Here is a 15,530-nt window from a genome sequence, read left to right as displayed (position 1 = left end):
AATTTTAATCAGCGAGTCAGCTTGGGAAGAAATGACCTGCTTATTCGCACCTTCCTCAGGCATTCATCACGAAAGCGTCCGTTAAAACTCTCAATAAATCCGTTCTGCGTTGGCTTGCCGGGCTGGATAAGTCGCAGCTCCACACCATGCTCAAAAGCCCACTGATCGAGTGCGCGGCAGGTAAACTCCGGGCCCTGATCGGTTCTTATCGTAGCCGGATAGCCGCGAAACAGCGCAATGCTGTCCAGAATACGCGTGACCTGCACGCCTGAAATCCCGAAGGCAACAGTGACCGTCAGGCATTCCTTTGTGAAATCATCCACGCAGGTCAGGCACTTGATCCTGCGACCTGTGGCCAGTGCGTCCATGACGAAATCCATTGACCAGGTCAGATTGGGCGCCATCGGGCGGAGCAGCGGCAGACGTTCTGTTGCCAGCCCTTTACGACGTCGTCTGCGTTTTACACTCAGGCCATTAAGTTGATAGATGCGGTAAACCCGCTTGTGGTTAACGCAAAGACCTTCACGTGTTACCAACGGTGCAAAACTGATCCACCCCAGCGGTTGAAAATTGATCCAGGGGTTAATCTGCTCCTCTGAATACAGGGGAGCTTATGATCACTTTTGAGATTCGTATGGAAATTAAAGTCCTGCACAAGCGGGGAATGAGTATCCGGGCCATCGCCAGGGAACTGGGCATTTCACGCAATACTGTCCGCAGCCACCTGAAAGCCAAATCTGAAAAGCCACAGTATTCACCACGCCCGGCTTCAGCAAGCAGCTTCTTGAGTCTGGCGTTCTCTTCCTCAAGCGACTTCAGGCGCTTAACCTCAGGCACCTCCATACCGCCATACTTCTTACGCCATGTGTAAAAGGTGGCGTCGGAAATGGCGTGCTTACGGCAGAGCTCACGGGCAGAAACGCCGGCTTCGGCCTCGCGGAGAATACATATGATCTGTTCGTCGGAAAAACGCTTCTTCATGGGGATGTCCTCATGTGGCTTATGAAGACATTACTAACATCACGGTGTATTAATCAACGGGGAGAAGGTCACCAGAGAGAGCTCCCATCGCTTCGCGACGGGCCCCGACCGGAGAAGCAAATTAGTTACAGCATTCAAAAGGAGTTCATCATAAAACCGGCGCCGGTTTGCCAGCCGGGAGCCCCTCCCCACCACTGAAAAGCGCCGCCGCCCCCGGCCGAAGGCCGGGAGTGATGTCGCTTTTAATGATGGGTGTTGTAACTACTCTTCTTCATCGCTGTGGGTGGAGCTGTTGTCAGTTGTTTGGTACACGCTCGTAAGCGGCCCTACGGCCCGCTAACGCGGAGATACACCCCGGCTGCAGCTGTCGCCTTGCCGGGACCACTCCGACCGCGTACAGCGGCGTCTGAGATGTTTTTCGCGGGTATGGCTTTGCAGCTACCATGTTAAGTTCCCTGGTGTCGCTGAAATAACTGAAGAACATCCCCCTAAGCGTCAGCAGCAAGCTGCCGCCGCTAAGGCCCCGGAAATCACGCCCTTTACGTCGTAAACGCCGTAAAGCCCGCTCACCGGGGTTAAAAGGGATTACTTTGACTTCTTCATTGCTGTTAGATGGTTAAGGCTAATCAGGGCAGGGGGTAGGGTGGCAGAGTTTATAGCCCGGTAACCGGCTACGCCGGGCTTTCGGCGCCATTTGACGCCACAGACACATGTAACCTCATCTGGCGCCTCCATGCCGCTGACGCGGCATCCAGAAGTTTCCCGATGCTGTAAGTCTTAACGTCTGCTTTGTGCCAGAAGCGGACATAAATAATTTAGGGTATGTTATTTCAAAATACCTGTGAGAAGGCTGCTGAATGCGATACCCGCTACAGTACGCTCCGCCATTACAGCCTCAATATCAAAACCTTTGGTCACCTCTGCCGGAGCCTTACTACTGAACACCCTGCCGTAACGCTATCATCACCACAGTTGCTGCTGCCCGTGACCAGCGCGCCGGAGACGGAAAACATCACCCTGACGCTCAACCGCGCCAGCCTTTCCGATTTGCCGTAGGCAAGGGCCGCTCTCATCAGAGATCTGAACTTGTGCTAAAAAAATCAGCCACCTCTGGTTAGTCACGGAGCCCACCGATATGCGCGCCTGCGTCGACGCTCTGACGCGGAAGGGTTGAGGGGGGGGTAAAATTTATGACAAATATTGATCTCGAGTGAATTTTTGGATATTCTGTACCTTGAAAGCACGTACGGCTTCCATCCTGGAAAGCTGACAAGAAAGGAGCCAGTGACTAGCGGACGCTTTCATCCGTGTAGCCACACCTATTAAGTGAGGTTTTCTACATGACTACCATTTCGCAGAAGTCTGCTCGGGAGATGCTTGGCACCCCTCAGAACTTCAGAGGCGGTGTGTATGTGACAAAAAATGGTGCAGCTGAGCTGTTTATTCAGACCGCAGAAGAACGTGAAGCGGAACTGGTTGAACGCCACCAGCAGCAGCAAGTAAACGCCATGCTGAAACTGGTTAGCCTGTCTCAGCATGATTTTGAGAACGGCCGCCACGAAACCGCCCGTGAGCTATTAGCACGGAGGCGAGCAGAGCGGCATAAATAATATGAGGCCCATAAATGACGGTAGCAATCACCACCCAAGTAACAGAACAAACTTTATCAGTAATTGAGTCCTATAAAGCGGTAACAATGTCAGACGATGATGCTCGCGATTTTGCGACTGATTTGTTGGAACAAGCTATCGTCGATATTGAGGCTAATCCCCTTCAATATCCGTTTGAACAAAACGCGCTGGCCAACGGCGTAAAGTTGCGCCGCTGGTTAGATCCAACCGGGAAATACATCTGTCTTTTCCGCTATAACCAACAGACTGACGAGGCGATTCTCGACATTTTTGCCAGCACACGTCAGGACTGGTTATCACTTCTCTATCTCGTCCAGATCTCCCGCCCATAAAGATCGAAGCATGTGACGACTCCCCCTGCGATGGCTGTGGGGTTCACATTTGTGCTTTTATCATCCCCAATAACCGCCAAGGCGGTTGTAAATTAAAAGCCATGCGACCGATAATCAACGTGAGTTCTGATTGGACGGTTTTGACCTGCCCCCAGAGTTAGATACAACCTTCAGTTAGTAATGTCGGTTGGTTTTTCTTCATATTTCCCGTTTCGCCAGCCCGCTGCAAATTCAGCCGGCGTCAGGTAATTCAGTGATGAATGGGCTTTGTTGAATAAATCGAACTTTTGCTGAGTTGAAGGATCAGATCACGCATCTTCCCGACAACGCAGACCGTTCCGTGGCAAAGCAAAAGTTCAAAATCACCAACTGGCCCACCTACAATAAAGCCCTCATCAACCGTGGCTCCATAACTTTCTGGCTGGATGATGAAGCTATTCAGGCCTGGTATGAGTCAGCAACACCTTCTTCACGAGGCAGACCTCAGCGCTATTCTGACCTTGCCATCACGACTGTGCTGGTCATTAAAGGCGTATTCAGGCTGACCCTGCGCGCTGCGCAGGGTTTTATTGATTCCATTTTTTCTCTGATGAACGTTCCGCTACGCTGCCCGGATTACAGCTGTGTCAGCAGGCGGGCAAAGTCGGTTAATGTCAGTTTCAAAACGCCCACCCGGGGTGAAATCGCACACCTGGTAATTGATTCCACCGGGCTGAAGGTCTTCGGTGAAGGCGAGTGGAAAGTCAAAAAGCATGGCCAGGAACGCCGCCGTATCTGGCGTAAGCTGCATCTCGCCGTTGACAGTAAAACACATGAAATCATCTGCGCTGACCTGTCGCTGAACAATGTGACGGACTCAGAAGCCTTCCCGGGTCTTATCTGGCAAACCCACCGGAAAATCAGGTCAGCCGCCGCCGATGGCGCTTACGATACCCGGCTCTTTCACGATGAACTGCGGCGTAAGAAAATCAGCGCGCTTATCCCGCCCCGAAAAGGCGCGGGTTACTGGCCCGGTGAATATGCAGACCGTAACCGTGCTGTTGCGAATCAGCGGCTGACCGGGAGTAATGCGCGGTGGAAATGGACAACAGATTATAACCGTCGCTCGATAGCGGAAACGGCGATGTACCGGGTAAAACAGCTGTTCGGAGGTTCACTGACACTGCGTGACTACGATGGTCAGGTTGCAGAGGCTATGGCCCTGGTACGAGCGCTGAACAAAATGACGAAAGCAGGTATGCCTGAAAGCGTGCGTATTGCCTGAAAACACAACCCGCTACGGGGGAGACTTACCCGAAATCTGATTTATTCAACAAAGCCCAATAAAACCGTTAAATAGAGGACAAATAGCCGCCATCTATATATAAAGTTTGTCCGGTAATATATTTAGCGGCCTCTGAGCTAAGAAATACCACGCTTCCCGCGAGGTCATCTAACTCACCAAATCTCCCAAGGGGGATCTTTTGCTGCATAGTACTACGCCACTGTGCATCTTGATAAAATACTTGCGTCATCTCTGTTTCAAAATATCCCGGCCCGATACCGTTCACCCGAATGTTATGAGCCGCCCATTCCGTACTGAGCGCTTTCGTTAGCCCGACCAATCCCGATTTAGAGCTACCGTAGGCCGCTGCGCCAGATACGCCAACGCAACTGGTTAATGAGCAGAGGTTAATAATAACTCCACCTTTTCCAGTACTAGCCATGGTTTTCGCTACTGCTTGAGCACAGAAAAAAGCCCCTTTCAGGTTGGTCCCGACAATGTTGTCCCAAAGCGCTTCATTTACTTCAAGTGACGGACAAACCTGCTCAATGCCTGCATTATTGATCAGAATATTGATTCTACCAATGCCAGAAATGACCTCAGTAATGCGAGATGTTTGTGTCACATCCAGAAGTAATCCTGTGATTTCAGCACCTTCCAGGGTAAGTGCGTCAACCGCTTTAGTGAGGGTGGCTTGATGCCTGCCAGTTATAATGACGCTGGCTCCTGCCTGTGCCAGAGCTCTGGCGAGGACATAACCAATTCCTCTGGTCGCACCGGTTACCAGGGCTCTTTTTCCTTTTAGCGAAAATGTAGATAACACATTCATTGATTGGTCACCGTTTTGAGATAGTGAGAGTCTCCTGAGATGAGAGACATATAGGCATCCGGTAGCTCATCAAGAGTAATGGGAGGCGCAATCAGCTTTCTTAAATCCTCCGCCAGTGAAGCCATTACCTGCAATGCCTCATTCTGTTCATCTTGGAACACACTACAGCCAATAAGAGTAATCTCTTTTTCAACTACCTTATTAAGATCCAGCCCCTTCGAATGATGAAAAATACCCACGAGGGCAATGCGTCCACCAGACCTGATACTACTCAGGAGATCAATGAGCGCGGCCGGGTGTCCGGAAGCTTCAACGGCTAATGAAAATGTGCCGGGCGGTGAAAGGCCAACAACTGATGAGAGTAATTGATAACGCTGTTTATTAGGTTCCAGTAGCTGAACCCGGCATTTTTTTAGCCGGCTAAGCAGTAATGCGGTTAAGCCGCCTATCGTCCCCCCACCAGCTACACAAACCGTGTCACCTGCAGATGGGTTCAGTTGATTAATCACCCGGAGTGCAACACCCAGAGGTTCACTCAGCACGGCGATATCATCAGGAACACTATCAGGGACAATCAGTAAGTTTTGTAGGGGAAGTATCACTTCTTCAGCGAATCCGCCATCGAATACTTCACCGACAAAGCCTAGTTCTTCACAGAGGTTATTTTCCCCGGCAAGGCAAAAAAAGCAACTTCCACACCATACCCGAGAATCAGCGACGACGCGCATACCGACTCTGAATAGACTTTCGCTTTCGTTAATTTCAGCAATCACTCCGAACAACTCGTGACCGGGCGTAACAGGCAACCGGCTAAACCATTTGCCGGTTATGAAATTGTGTAAATCAGAACCGCATATTCCCGCAGCATGTACTTGAACTCTAGCCCATCCCGATTTTAACGTCGGTGGAGAAGAATGCTCTATTTTAACTTCCCTGATACCATATAAGCGTACTGCTTTCATATTAGTTCTCCGTCATAAGAGCGGACATCCATCGGCTAAAATAATCATCCCCATCGCAACCCAGCATGACTGCAATGGAAAAACCTATGGCTGAACTTGTTGCATTATGAACGCTGTCAGAACCAACCCGTAAGTTCATAACTAATGTTGGGCAACAGAAAAGAGCAAGACGCATAATTTGATGCCAGTTATCAGGTAGACATCCCTTTCGTTTCATTTCTGTCAGCAGAGGTTTCCAGTACAATTCCCCTTTGCTTTCAAGGAATGCTTTACGTAAAGGAGTCAGTTGCCAGTCATGGTTGACAGTAAGGGTATTGCCATCTCGCGCTACACTCACGTTATAACGTTCTGCCGCTTCATCCGCTTCATACAGCCAGCAAGGATGAGCAAATATATTATGGAAAGTTGCCTTAATTTCAGCCAGCAACGCTGGAATGGAACTTCCGGCAAAGGCAGGATCAAAACTAACCAGCCTGGGTTTGCTGTGATGGTTTTCATACCATACATTAGCGTTATGGGCATCGCCGTGAGCAACAACGACTCCATGATCTGCTAACCTCTGAGGGTCTAACTCACGACCAGCCTCTAAAAAGAGCTCTCGCAGACTTTTGTCATATGACACGCCATTTATACGCCAGTGGAGACTACTCAGTGTCTGCCAGTCCAACTGCATGTCACCAAGAATAAATTCCTGATTGACATAAAAGCTGGCTACACGACCACCAAGGCCGATGTCATGGCCAGGCGAAACTAGCCGATTCCAGAACAACTGATGAATGGGTTCAGATGCTACTTTCTCAGTTGACGCCATGCGCAAGGTCGGTAACGTATGGGATAAAATGTTGTGATCAGCATAACGTTGAGCTTCGATAACCGGTCCTATTTTCTCCCAGTCCGATTTGGTCTCAATCTCTCGGCAAACATCTGCTAGCCGCTTATCATCGCGAAGCTTATACAGTAGAATTTGGCGTCCAGGTTCTCCGCAGGCGTAGACGGGGATATCTACATCAAAACCGTGATCTCGCAAAAGTGCCGCCCGGTAATATTCTTGAATAGTCTGCTCTTCTCCCTCTTCATGATGATACTTAAAGAAAAAGGAACGGCCATTTACCAATGAAACACGCCCATTCAAAGAATTCAGACTATATTGGTCACGATTAATCTGCAGGCTTAATGTTTGTTCGCCAGTAACTTCGGTGATCAGTTGGCTGAGCTTTTCACTGGCCAACTCCCACTTGCCTTCCTGCGTCAACCTGCGCGCTTCCGCTGCATAGGGTGGGCGTAAAAGTTCAGTCATTCTTACTTCCCTTTAGCAAATCCTGGCGAATGTCCGAAACGGCTAAAGCATGCCCAGGGAATCCTTCATACTCTGCAAGGCGTTTAGCTTGCAGTGCCAGATCTTTGTAGCCACTTTTTGTTACATAGGCGATGGAGATTCTCTTGAGGTAATCAAAAACGGAGAGAGGACCAGACGTTTTCGCTGCGCTGTTTGTTGGCAGAACAGCATTAGGGCCAAGTACAAAATTACCCAGAGTGATTGGAGTATGTTCGCCAAGTAATATTTCACCGGCATTACGAATTTTCGTCATTACATCCATAGGTTCCTGTGCAAGTACCTCCAGGTGTTCAGGTGCGTACTGATTTACGAACTCAATAGCTGTAGAGAAATCCTTTGTCAGCACCACACCTCCGTGAGAGCCGCACAAAACTTTCTGGGAGAACTCTGCACGTTTTTCTCCAATTTGTTTCCAGTACATGGGTAATGCGGCAATAGCTTCTTCAGCTACACGAGGGCTAGAAGTTACCAAATAAGCTGATGAATCTGGGCCATGTTCGGATTCTATAAGAAGATCAAGCGCTGCCAGCGCACCATCGATAGAGTCATCAGCCAGAATCAGGCTCTCACTCGGCCCTGCTGGTATACCTGGATCAATTAGGCTTGATAACTGACGTTTCGCAGCCACTACCCATGGGCTGCCAGGTCCTACGATTTTGAGGCATTTTGGTACTGACTGAGTTCCAAACGCGACTGCAGCCACACCTTGTGCGCCACCACATTTATACACATTCTTGATACCAACAAGACGCGCAGCAATCAACGTTGCATCATCGACCTTCCCATCGGGGCCGGGAGGGGTGATTACGACCGGAAGCGGGACTCCCGCCACGATGGCTGGGACTGCAGTCATGATCAGTACGCTCGGGAATGAGCCTTTACCACGAGGAACATAGCAGGCAACAGCATCTATCGGAACATGGCGATCACCGGCAAAAGCCCCCGGTCTCATCTCCTTCCACCACATTTCTTCTGGTTTCTGTGCCTCATGAAATGCACGAACATTTTCGACGGAGAAACGAATTGATTCGATTACCTCCGGGTCAACGCGGGCAAATGCGTCTTCAAACTCTTGCTCTTCTGCCTTTATAGAAAAGGTCTCTGGTCGCACACCATCAAACTCACGAGCGAAACGGATTAGAGCCAGGTCGCCTTCTGACCTAACGGCCTCAATTATCGGCTTGACCTTTTCGATGAAAAATGACAAATCAGATTCTGTGCGTTTGAATAAATGGGTTGGCAGTACTTCGGAATTCGAAAGGTCATGAAATGTCGGAGACATGTTTAATCCTTAACAGTTAATTAGGAGTGTTGATGAATACGGTTCAGTACTTCATGCTGAAGTTCAATGAATTCTGGTTCACGATTTATACCCTCCTGTCGAGGGCGAGATAACTCAACATGGAAAGTGGTGTCTATATATCCTTGACCCATTACCACTATCCGATCGGAAAGCCTGACCGCCTCTTCGATATCATGAGTAACAAACATTACTGTGAGGCGGTGTTTCTCCCAGATTTCGATAAGTAGTTGCTGCATTTGATGGCGAGTCATGGCGTCAAGAGCACCAAACGGTTCATCCATCAGAAGAATCTTAGGTCGGTAGGAAAGTGCTCGAGCAATGGCAACACGTTGCTTCATTCCTCCGGAAAGTTCGCTGGGCCAGTGGTCTGCAGCATTGCCCAGTTTCACAAGTTCAAGATGTTCTTGAGCGATTTCACGGCATCTTCTGGCTGGTGTTCCTGCTGCTTTTAAAGCAAACTCAATATTGCCTCTAGCTGTCAGCCAGGGAAGCAGTGTGTATGACTGAAATACCACTCCACGGTCCAGTCCTGGGCCTGTTATTGATTCACCATCAACAAGAACATCACCCTTATCGAAATCCTCCAGACCTGCAGCTATTGACAGCATGGTACTTTTTCCACATCCAGATGAGCCGACAATAGAAACGAACTCGTTATCGTTGAGCGTGAGGTCAATGCCATGCAGAACCTGACGCCGGGTCTTGCCCAATGAGAAACTTTTTTCCAGTTTATTAAGCGTCAAAATTGCCATCAGGAACGTCTCCGGTTGTAACGGAAAAGTACATGCTCAGCTGCACGCATAATTTGATCAGTAATGAGCCCCAGGAAACCAAGCAGGAGTATGTAGCCGATGATCGTATCTGTCTGAAAATAGCGTTGAGAAACGACGATCCGATAGCCAAGCCCAGAAGTTGATGCTACAAGTTCAGCAAGAACAAGCCATGTCCATGCCCATCCAAGACTTATGCGTAATGCATCCCATATCGAGGGTAACGCGGAAGGAATGACAATCTGGAGGAGAGTTTTTCGGTCTGACAAGCCGAGTGTCCTGCCCAAACCGACAAAATCAGATGGAACACGTTTAATCGCATCAATCATCATCAGTACCTGTTGAAAAAAAGTACCGATCCAGATGACTAGAAATTTCTGTATATCATCAGTGCCTGTCCACAAGATGGTAAGGGGGACGAAAGCAACAACTGGCATATAGCGGATAAAGTCAACAAGCGGTTCAACAATCGCCTTGAATAACCCATAGCACCCAGCTAAAACACCAATGATAATTGCCATTAATGACGAAATAGTGAAAGCAATGATCATGCGATAAAGGCTGCTGGCAATATCACTCTGTAACGTTCCGTTTTGCGCAAGAGTTATCATCCGAAGCAGGACATTCTCGATTCCTGGCAGGAAAATGGGTTTAATGGTGCCGCTGGATGTCGCAAGCCACCATATAAGAAGGAGCAGCACGAAAACTGCTACAGAGATTGTGAGGAACTGAGAACGTGTAGGCTCTTTCCCTATGGTTAATAAGTTTGAATACCGCCTTTTTTTGGCATGGACATTTACTTTCTGAGTTTCGAGAGAACTCATAATTCCTCCGTGTGCAAGTCTTCACCACTTATAAAATCAGCGGACAGATCTTTAATGTGGTTATTGCGCATTTGCGAAACGAGTATCGATGGTTTGTTCAGTTGTAATGGGCTGCGTGATAATGCCCGCAGCAGTTGCTGCTTTAAGAATATGGGGGAACGTTTTCGTTGTGAAGTCGTGAGCCAGAAGTGCTTTGTTATCGCTTAGGGTAAAATATTTCACGCCATCGAATGCCGTATTTAAGTCTTCTGGAGTCGTGCCCACTGCTTTAGAGATAATAGCGCGACCTTCTGTCGTATTGGCATTGTAATAGTCTAGCGCTTTACCCCAGGTCTGAATAAGTGCCTTAATGGCATCAGGGTGAGTCTTGATGAAATCGTCACGTATTACCAGAACATCGCTGATCAATCCTGGATCAGAGGAACCACTGTATAGAATCTTAAGATTTGTATCGCTTTTTTGGGCCATGCTCAGATAGGGCTCATACGTCACAGCAACAGGAACCCGTCCTGCTATTATAGCATTCCCTGCTGAAGCGGCAGGCATGGGAACAGGTTTTATATCATTAAAGGATAATCCTTCAGATGCTATGGCACTTCTGAGTAAAATATCACTGGTTGTGCCTTCTTCGTAGGCGACCTGCTTACCTTTGAGATCCTTAATGCTTAAAATATCTTTAGTGGCCAGAATTGCATCTGCGCTATTGCTCTGGTCGAGTAATAGCACAATCTTCACTGGGAGACCTGCGGAAATCATTCCCATCGCGGTATGGGTAGCGATATTAGCTGCGTCTATCTGCCCACTCGCCAGTGCGGCATTAATATCTTTATCCTCAGCGAAATTAATGATCTCGACTTGTTTTAGACCTTCCTTTTCAAAAAGATTTTTAGCCGAGGCAATATGCCACTGACCATAACCCAGCCAAGGTTCAATCCCCATTTTCACATGCGTGGCTTCTTCCGCATGAACAGAGAGAGTTGTAACTGACATCATTCCTGCACAGAAAAACGCACTAATTGATTTTTTCACTGTATGGAGAGAATACATGGCTATTTCCTTCCGTTGTCATTGTGGCTACAGGCTGGAGGTTGTCCGAGGAAAACCAAGGGATGTATCATTACTTAGAATCTTCTATTGGCGAAATTAGTTATTTTCTATATCTAAGAGTTAAAAAAAATGTGATAAGTGTTTCTTATTGGTTGTTCTTTTGTAACTAAAAAAGCTTCAAAGATAAAAAAATGAGAAATTATTCCCTAAAATGGAAAAGGACCTTATGAAATTTGGGTGGACCAATCTCTCGACATCTGCTTGCTGATATACCTTATGCCGTGATCGGAATACGTTTTTTTTGAAACAGTCTTAAGATTTACCGGCCAATGATAATCCCCATCTGGGGATCTGAGTTCGTAAGTTGATTGATTGGACTGAGCCCATGCCCGTAGACAAATTCTATTCTCACGACGAGGCTTGCCCGAGCTCTAACCCAGAGCACACAGAGCAGTTTCGTCAGTTTGAAGTATACGGCCGCTGAGTAGCTCACTGCTGTCGGGCTGAGTGGAGGGATGCTGCCAGCTCCTTTCACCCCGCAGGAGGGGGGCTTCGGTGCTATGTGCTGACTGAAGGCAAGCTCCACACCGATGACATGCCCGTACCGGTGCTGTTGCCCGGTAATACGAAGATGAAGAGCGGGCAGTTGTGGACGTAGGTTCGTGTTAACCACAACGCAGGCTCAACACTAGCAACGGCTACGTTGTTGGTCTTCAAACCGGCAGAAAAGTCATCCACTCGCAGACCCATCTTGCAGGCTTAAACTGTGTATTGCAGACAAATGCGTAACCGGGTTCGACGAGTTTTAACACAATTGCCTGCGAAATTACACCATGTCGCACCGTATTACGAACCTGATAGGCCTAGCTCGCCAAAATGGTTCTCACTCTACGCTTACTCATATAGCAAGTGTAAAGGATCATAACGTACTTTCCGTCTTCTAACTTTCTGCAACTTCACACCTAAAAAAATAGGGTCTTATAATCGCCTGTGTAGATGTAGGCGGAACTGTACGTCGGTTAATTCCTTGCATGATGGAGCAGTCCAGAATGAAGTTCAGTGATATCGGTACAGCCCAACTGTGCCATTGTACGATCGATTTCAGCGATCAACGACTCTAGGGTGGCTGACACCAGCGCTTCGCCTCCTACAGCCACTGCGTATAATAGTGGACGTCCCAGTAATACTGCATTTGCGCCTAACGCCAGAGCTTTTACCACATCAGTACCGCGTCTGAAGCCGCTATCGAGTAACACGTTAAAGTTAGGGCCCACCGCCTTTCGGATGTCTGGCAAAACCAGCATTGGGCTAAATGTTCCATCTAACTGACGACCGCCGTGGTTAGATACTACAATACCTTCGGCCTTTAGTTGTTGTGCGGCTAATGCATCTTCAGTCGTCATTATACCTTTGATATACAACGGCCCCGGCCACAATTCGCGTATCCATTCCAGTGTTTGCCAGGTTAATGTAGGATCCATCTGTTGGGCGAAGTAGGTGGCCGCGCCCATACCGCGCTGAAACTCTGAGGGAAGGTAAGGTTTGAGGTTACCAAAGCCCGGCATCCCCGCAGGACGTAGTGTACGCCACACCCATCCAGGGTGCCGTGCTACATCTGCCAGCGCACGGAACGAAAGCTTCATCGGCCGTCGGTAGTGCGATTTATCGCGTTCACGGTTGCCGAAATGCACTGCATCTACCGACACTACCAACGCCGAGCAGCCTGAATGGCGCGCTCGCTCAATCAAGTTGGCTGTGACAGCGCGGTCCTTCAGAACATACAGTTGAAACCAGCGCGGCCCGCTGCTAACAGTTGCAGTCTCTTCCAGTGATGCCGTCGAAACGGTGCTCTGAATATAACCTATGCCGCTATGCGCGGCGGCTCGCGCTAGCATCTGATCGGCCTCATGACGCAGCATGCCATTGTAACCAGTTGGAGCTATCAGCAGCGGTGCAGCTAATAGGTCATTTCCAAGTGGTGTATGCAGACTGCGTACACTTGCATCCTTTAATACCGTTGGTTTAAACATCCAACGTTCAAAGACTTCTCTGTTATGTCTCAGAGTCTGCTCGTTGTCAGCGCCACCATCTACATAATCGAATGCAAAGCCCGGTAGCGCACGTTGCGCTGCCCGACGTAAGTTCTCACAGTTAATAACCATAATAACGTATGTTCCTCAGGCTTTATCACAAATAGATCAGATTCGTATCGTTGTGGATGTGGTTGATCTCAACAGCCCATACCATGGAGAGGAAAACATGCAGGAAGAGGGAACAAGAGCGATTTGAATTTGACGTTCATTCATGTTCACGAGGTTTCCTAAGTAAGTGACTTGGTTTATACACTTTATCGTTTATAAGAAACTATTGTCGTACGGCAAGAAACTATGTCATCCTTGAAGCCACTATCAGCAGCAGGTGAAATTTCAGAATGACGTTACATTACATAATGATTATCTTCCTAAAGGCAAGATCTAAGGCATGGCCAGTGTAAGTTACATTTTGATTTCTGCGCCAATATGGGGATTCAGTCAAACAAAAGCCAAGTCATTCATAACGACAGGTGTTAACTCTTACTCAAGACAAGGGGTAAAACTTTCTCGGTGACTTTCAATATTATGCACTTACTCATTCCTTTTGTACAAATATTAATTATATTGCTTCTGAATTAAAAAAAACTATAACAACATAAGACTTTTGCATATCTTAGATGAAGATTATAAGTTGTTATTAGGGATGATTCCCGAAGGGTAACAAATATTTTACAAGCTTCCTTGGTTGTATAAATACCAATTGATGAGTCTTGTTGTATGTGATAGTACTATAAAAGGCTAGAACATAACTCTATGTTTCCTAAAATTACCTTTTACCGAATTTGTAGTTTTCGGCAAGCCTCGCTGCTGTTAACTGCTCCTGTTTTGCATTCATTTCTTCCTCGCCAGACTCTATGGAATTTATCCGATCACGATAAAGAGTTTAGCATTGTAATCGTCATAAATACGCCATACTTCTTGTGTTTCAACCTCTTCCCTCCTCCCGTAAACTTTTCTGACTAATTCCCACAGAGCATTTATTCTGTACATTTAGTAACCGTACTCACGATTAAATACCAAAGGTAATGGCAATCCAGAACGATCAGCCTGAATAATCTCAATAGCCTGTTTTGCTTTAGCGGTGTTAGAAATCAACGATGCAACGTGACTGGTAATGATTATCCGGGGATGTGTCCACAAAGGATCTTCAGGCGGTAGGGGTTCCACTGGAAAAACATCCAACACAGCGCCGCTTAAATGTCCGTTGTTTAGCCCGACCAATAACGCATCATGATCCAATTGGTGGCCGCGTCCAACATTAATCAGTCCTGCATTCGGAGGTAATTGCTCTAGAAGTTCTGCATTGATGATGCCACGTGTTGCTATAGTGTCGGGAAGTAAATTAACTAAAATGTGACTTTCGCGAAGAAAAGCTGCTAACTGATCGTTTTCAGCGTAACATTGTACACCGTGGGCATTTTTCTCGGTACGCGACCAGCCTCGCACAGTGAAGCCATTGGCCAACAGTCGTTTAGCTACAGCAGTGCCTAGACGTCCCATACCCATTATACCTACTGACGTTTCGTTCACTAGTCTGCCTGTTAGCTTATTTTTCCAGCTCTGCCTTTTCTGCGCCTGCATCACCAGCGGAATCTGGCGTACAAGCAGGTAACATGCCATAGTCACATAATCAGCCATTCTGCTCTCAGTTTCTGGCGTAACCATGCGAGTGATTGGAATATTGGCGGGAACTGTCGAATCATTCAAAATATGATCCACTCCTGCTGCCTCGCTTAATATCACGCGTAAATTTGGGAATTGAGCAAGCTTGCCTCTCTCAGGCTCCCACACTAAAACATAGTGAACACTTTCAGGCTCAACTGAAGGGTCATCCCAGCTCGCGATACGCAAGTCAGGGAAATTAGGTAAAAAAAGATTTCGCCATTCGTCGATATCTTCGCGACTTACGAAGTTTATTAACAACGTTTGCTGGTATGTGGTTCTCATCTTAGTCTCTATAGCTATTTATGCGTTTCTGAATTAGGCTGTTCAGTGAGACTATTCGAGATGAGGGTGCCGGTAAAATAGTTTTAATGTGGCTTTTACATAGTAATTATTGAGGGGGTAATGTCAGAAACCAACATTTTTGCTACCCTGTATCTGCTAAATAGCTGCGCGGAATAGTAGATCACTGAAAGGGAACTCAGCCCGGATTGTG

13 protein-coding genes and 4 pseudogenes are annotated in these 15,530 nt (G+C 47.7%); 6 read left to right on the top strand and 11 right to left on the bottom strand.

What is annotated here, in order from left to right:
* Positions 1-50 precede the first annotated feature (50 nt).
* Positions 51-536: pseudogene (locus tag SIK97_RS00170) on the bottom strand (DDE-type integrase/transposase/recombinase); the annotation flags it as partial.
* Positions 537-613: 77 nt separating this feature from the next.
* On the opposite strand from SIK97_RS00170, the pseudogene SIK97_RS00165 reads away from it, so the two are divergent.
* Positions 614-778, top strand: a pseudogene (locus tag SIK97_RS00165) (helix-turn-helix domain-containing protein); the annotation flags it as partial.
* Here SIK97_RS00165 and SIK97_RS00160 read toward each other — a convergent pair.
* A pseudogene (locus SIK97_RS00160) lies at positions 762-981 on the bottom strand (transposase); the annotation flags it as partial. The pseudogenes SIK97_RS00165 and SIK97_RS00160 overlap by 17 nt on opposite strands.
* A gap of 822 nt (positions 982-1,803) precedes the next feature.
* Here SIK97_RS00160 and SIK97_RS00155 point away from each other — a divergent pair.
* The 4 genes from SIK97_RS00155 (at position 1,804) to SIK97_RS00140 (ending at position 4,208) form a co-directional block, all read left to right on the top strand.
* Positions 1,804-2,037, top strand: coding sequence for a hypothetical protein (locus SIK97_RS00155; protein WP_063850449.1), 234 nt, complete (start codon positions 1,804-1,806; stop codon positions 2,035-2,037).
* A gap of 284 nt (positions 2,038-2,321) precedes the next feature.
* Positions 2,322-2,591, top strand: coding sequence for a hypothetical protein (locus SIK97_RS00150; RefSeq protein ID WP_023280901.1), 270 nt, complete (start codon positions 2,322-2,324; stop codon positions 2,589-2,591).
* A gap of 14 nt (positions 2,592-2,605) precedes the next feature.
* Positions 2,606-2,944 carry a hypothetical protein gene (locus SIK97_RS00145; RefSeq protein ID WP_023280902.1) on the top strand — a complete coding sequence of 113 codons (339 nt, stop codon included), beginning with the start codon at positions 2,606-2,608 and terminating at the stop codon, positions 2,942-2,944.
* 295 nt (positions 2,945-3,239) lie between these two features.
* Positions 3,240-4,208: an IS5-like element IS903B family transposase gene (locus SIK97_RS00140; RefSeq protein WP_319610902.1), complete on the top strand. Its 969-nt coding sequence runs from the start codon at positions 3,240-3,242 to the stop codon at positions 4,206-4,208.
* 67 nt (positions 4,209-4,275) lie between these two features.
* On the opposite strand, the gene SIK97_RS00135 is transcribed toward SIK97_RS00140, so the two are convergent.
* Genes SIK97_RS00135 through SIK97_RS00105 form a run of 7 tightly spaced genes read right to left on the bottom strand, consistent with a single transcriptional unit; the run spans position 4,276 to position 11,279 of the window.
* Positions 4,276-5,037 carry an SDR family NAD(P)-dependent oxidoreductase gene (locus SIK97_RS00135; RefSeq protein ID WP_032445138.1) on the bottom strand — a complete coding sequence of 254 codons (762 nt, stop codon included), beginning with the start codon at positions 5,035-5,037 and terminating at the stop codon, positions 4,276-4,278.
* The gene (locus tag SIK97_RS00130; protein ID WP_032445137.1) at positions 5,034-5,999 is read right to left on the bottom strand and encodes a zinc-dependent alcohol dehydrogenase; all 966 of its coding nucleotides are present in this window, start codon (positions 5,997-5,999) and stop codon (positions 5,034-5,036) included. The genes SIK97_RS00135 and SIK97_RS00130 overlap by 4 nt, the downstream gene beginning before the upstream one ends.
* Position 6,000: 1 nt before the next feature.
* On the bottom strand, positions 6,001-7,296 hold the full coding sequence (locus tag SIK97_RS00125; RefSeq protein WP_057174310.1) for a hypothetical protein: 1,296 nt from the start codon (positions 7,294-7,296) through the stop codon (positions 6,001-6,003).
* On the bottom strand, positions 7,289-8,617 hold the full coding sequence (hisD, locus tag SIK97_RS00120) for a histidinol dehydrogenase (RefSeq protein WP_032445135.1): 1,329 nt from the start codon (positions 8,615-8,617) through the stop codon (positions 7,289-7,291). Before hisD ends, SIK97_RS00125 begins: the two co-directional genes overlap by 8 nt.
* A gap of 20 nt (positions 8,618-8,637) precedes the next feature.
* Positions 8,638-9,390, bottom strand: a complete 753-nt coding sequence (locus SIK97_RS00115) for an ABC transporter ATP-binding protein (RefSeq protein ID WP_032445134.1) — start codon at positions 9,388-9,390, stop codon at positions 8,638-8,640.
* On the bottom strand, positions 9,390-10,232 hold the full coding sequence (locus SIK97_RS00110) for an ABC transporter permease (RefSeq protein ID WP_049117517.1): 843 nt from the start codon (positions 10,230-10,232) through the stop codon (positions 9,390-9,392). Before SIK97_RS00110 ends, SIK97_RS00115 begins: the two co-directional genes overlap by 1 nt.
* A gap of 60 nt (positions 10,233-10,292) precedes the next feature.
* The gene (locus tag SIK97_RS00105; RefSeq protein ID WP_049117516.1) at positions 10,293-11,279 is read right to left on the bottom strand and encodes an ABC transporter substrate-binding protein; all 987 of its coding nucleotides are present in this window, start codon (positions 11,277-11,279) and stop codon (positions 10,293-10,295) included.
* 427 nt (positions 11,280-11,706) lie between these two features.
* Between SIK97_RS00105 and SIK97_RS00100 the strand changes: the two are divergent.
* Positions 11,707-12,065: pseudogene (locus SIK97_RS00100) on the top strand (IS66 family transposase); the annotation flags it as partial.
* 233 nt (positions 12,066-12,298) lie between these two features.
* Here SIK97_RS00100 and SIK97_RS00095 read toward each other — a convergent pair.
* Positions 12,299-13,441: an alpha-hydroxy acid oxidase gene (locus SIK97_RS00095; protein ID WP_049117514.1), complete on the bottom strand. Its 1,143-nt coding sequence runs from the start codon at positions 13,439-13,441 to the stop codon at positions 12,299-12,301.
* A 921-nt stretch (positions 13,442-14,362) separates the two neighbouring features.
* The gene (locus SIK97_RS00090; RefSeq protein ID WP_032445132.1) at positions 14,363-15,319 is read right to left on the bottom strand and encodes a 2-hydroxyacid dehydrogenase; all 957 of its coding nucleotides are present in this window, start codon (positions 15,317-15,319) and stop codon (positions 14,363-14,365) included.
* Between the last annotated feature and the right edge of the window lie 211 nt (positions 15,320-15,530).

Source organism: Klebsiella sp. JN_Kp126, assembly GCF_033843325.1.
GTDB lineage: Bacteria > Pseudomonadota > Gammaproteobacteria > Enterobacterales > Enterobacteriaceae > Klebsiella > Klebsiella michiganensis.
The sequence above is the reverse complement of the archived record's forward strand: the minus strand, read 5'-3'. Positions and strand labels throughout refer to the sequence as shown.

Coding starts and splice junctions, on each gene's coding strand:
- SIK97_RS00155 (WP_063850449.1), top strand. CDS start 1,804: ATGTTATTTCAAAATACCTGTGAGAAGGCTGCTGAATGCGATACCCGC.
- SIK97_RS00150 (WP_023280901.1), top strand. CDS start 2,322: ATGACTACCATTTCGCAGAAGTCTGCTCGGGAGATGCTTGGCACCCCT.
- SIK97_RS00145 (WP_023280902.1), top strand. CDS start 2,606: ATGACGGTAGCAATCACCACCCAAGTAACAGAACAAACTTTATCAGTA.
- SIK97_RS00135 (WP_032445138.1), bottom strand. CDS start 5,037: ATGAATGTGTTATCTACATTTTCGCTAAAAGGAAAAAGAGCCCTGGTA.
- SIK97_RS00130 (WP_032445137.1), bottom strand. CDS start 5,999: ATGAAAGCAGTACGCTTATATGGTATCAGGGAAGTTAAAATAGAGCAT.
- SIK97_RS00125 (WP_057174310.1), bottom strand. CDS start 7,296: ATGACTGAACTTTTACGCCCACCCTATGCAGCGGAAGCGCGCAGGTTG.
- hisD (WP_032445135.1), bottom strand. CDS start 8,617: ATGTCTCCGACATTTCATGACCTTTCGAATTCCGAAGTACTGCCAACC.
- SIK97_RS00115 (WP_032445134.1), bottom strand. CDS start 9,390: ATGGCAATTTTGACGCTTAATAAACTGGAAAAAAGTTTCTCATTGGGC.
- SIK97_RS00110 (WP_049117517.1), bottom strand. CDS start 10,232: ATGAGTTCTCTCGAAACTCAGAAAGTAAATGTCCATGCCAAAAAAAGG.
- SIK97_RS00105 (WP_049117516.1), bottom strand. CDS start 11,279: ATGTATTCTCTCCATACAGTGAAAAAATCAATTAGTGCGTTTTTCTGT.
- SIK97_RS00095 (WP_049117514.1), bottom strand. CDS start 13,441: ATGGTTATTAACTGTGAGAACTTACGTCGGGCAGCGCAACGTGCGCTA.
- SIK97_RS00090 (WP_032445132.1), bottom strand. CDS start 15,319: ATGAGAACCACATACCAGCAAACGTTGTTAATAAACTTCGTAAGTCGC.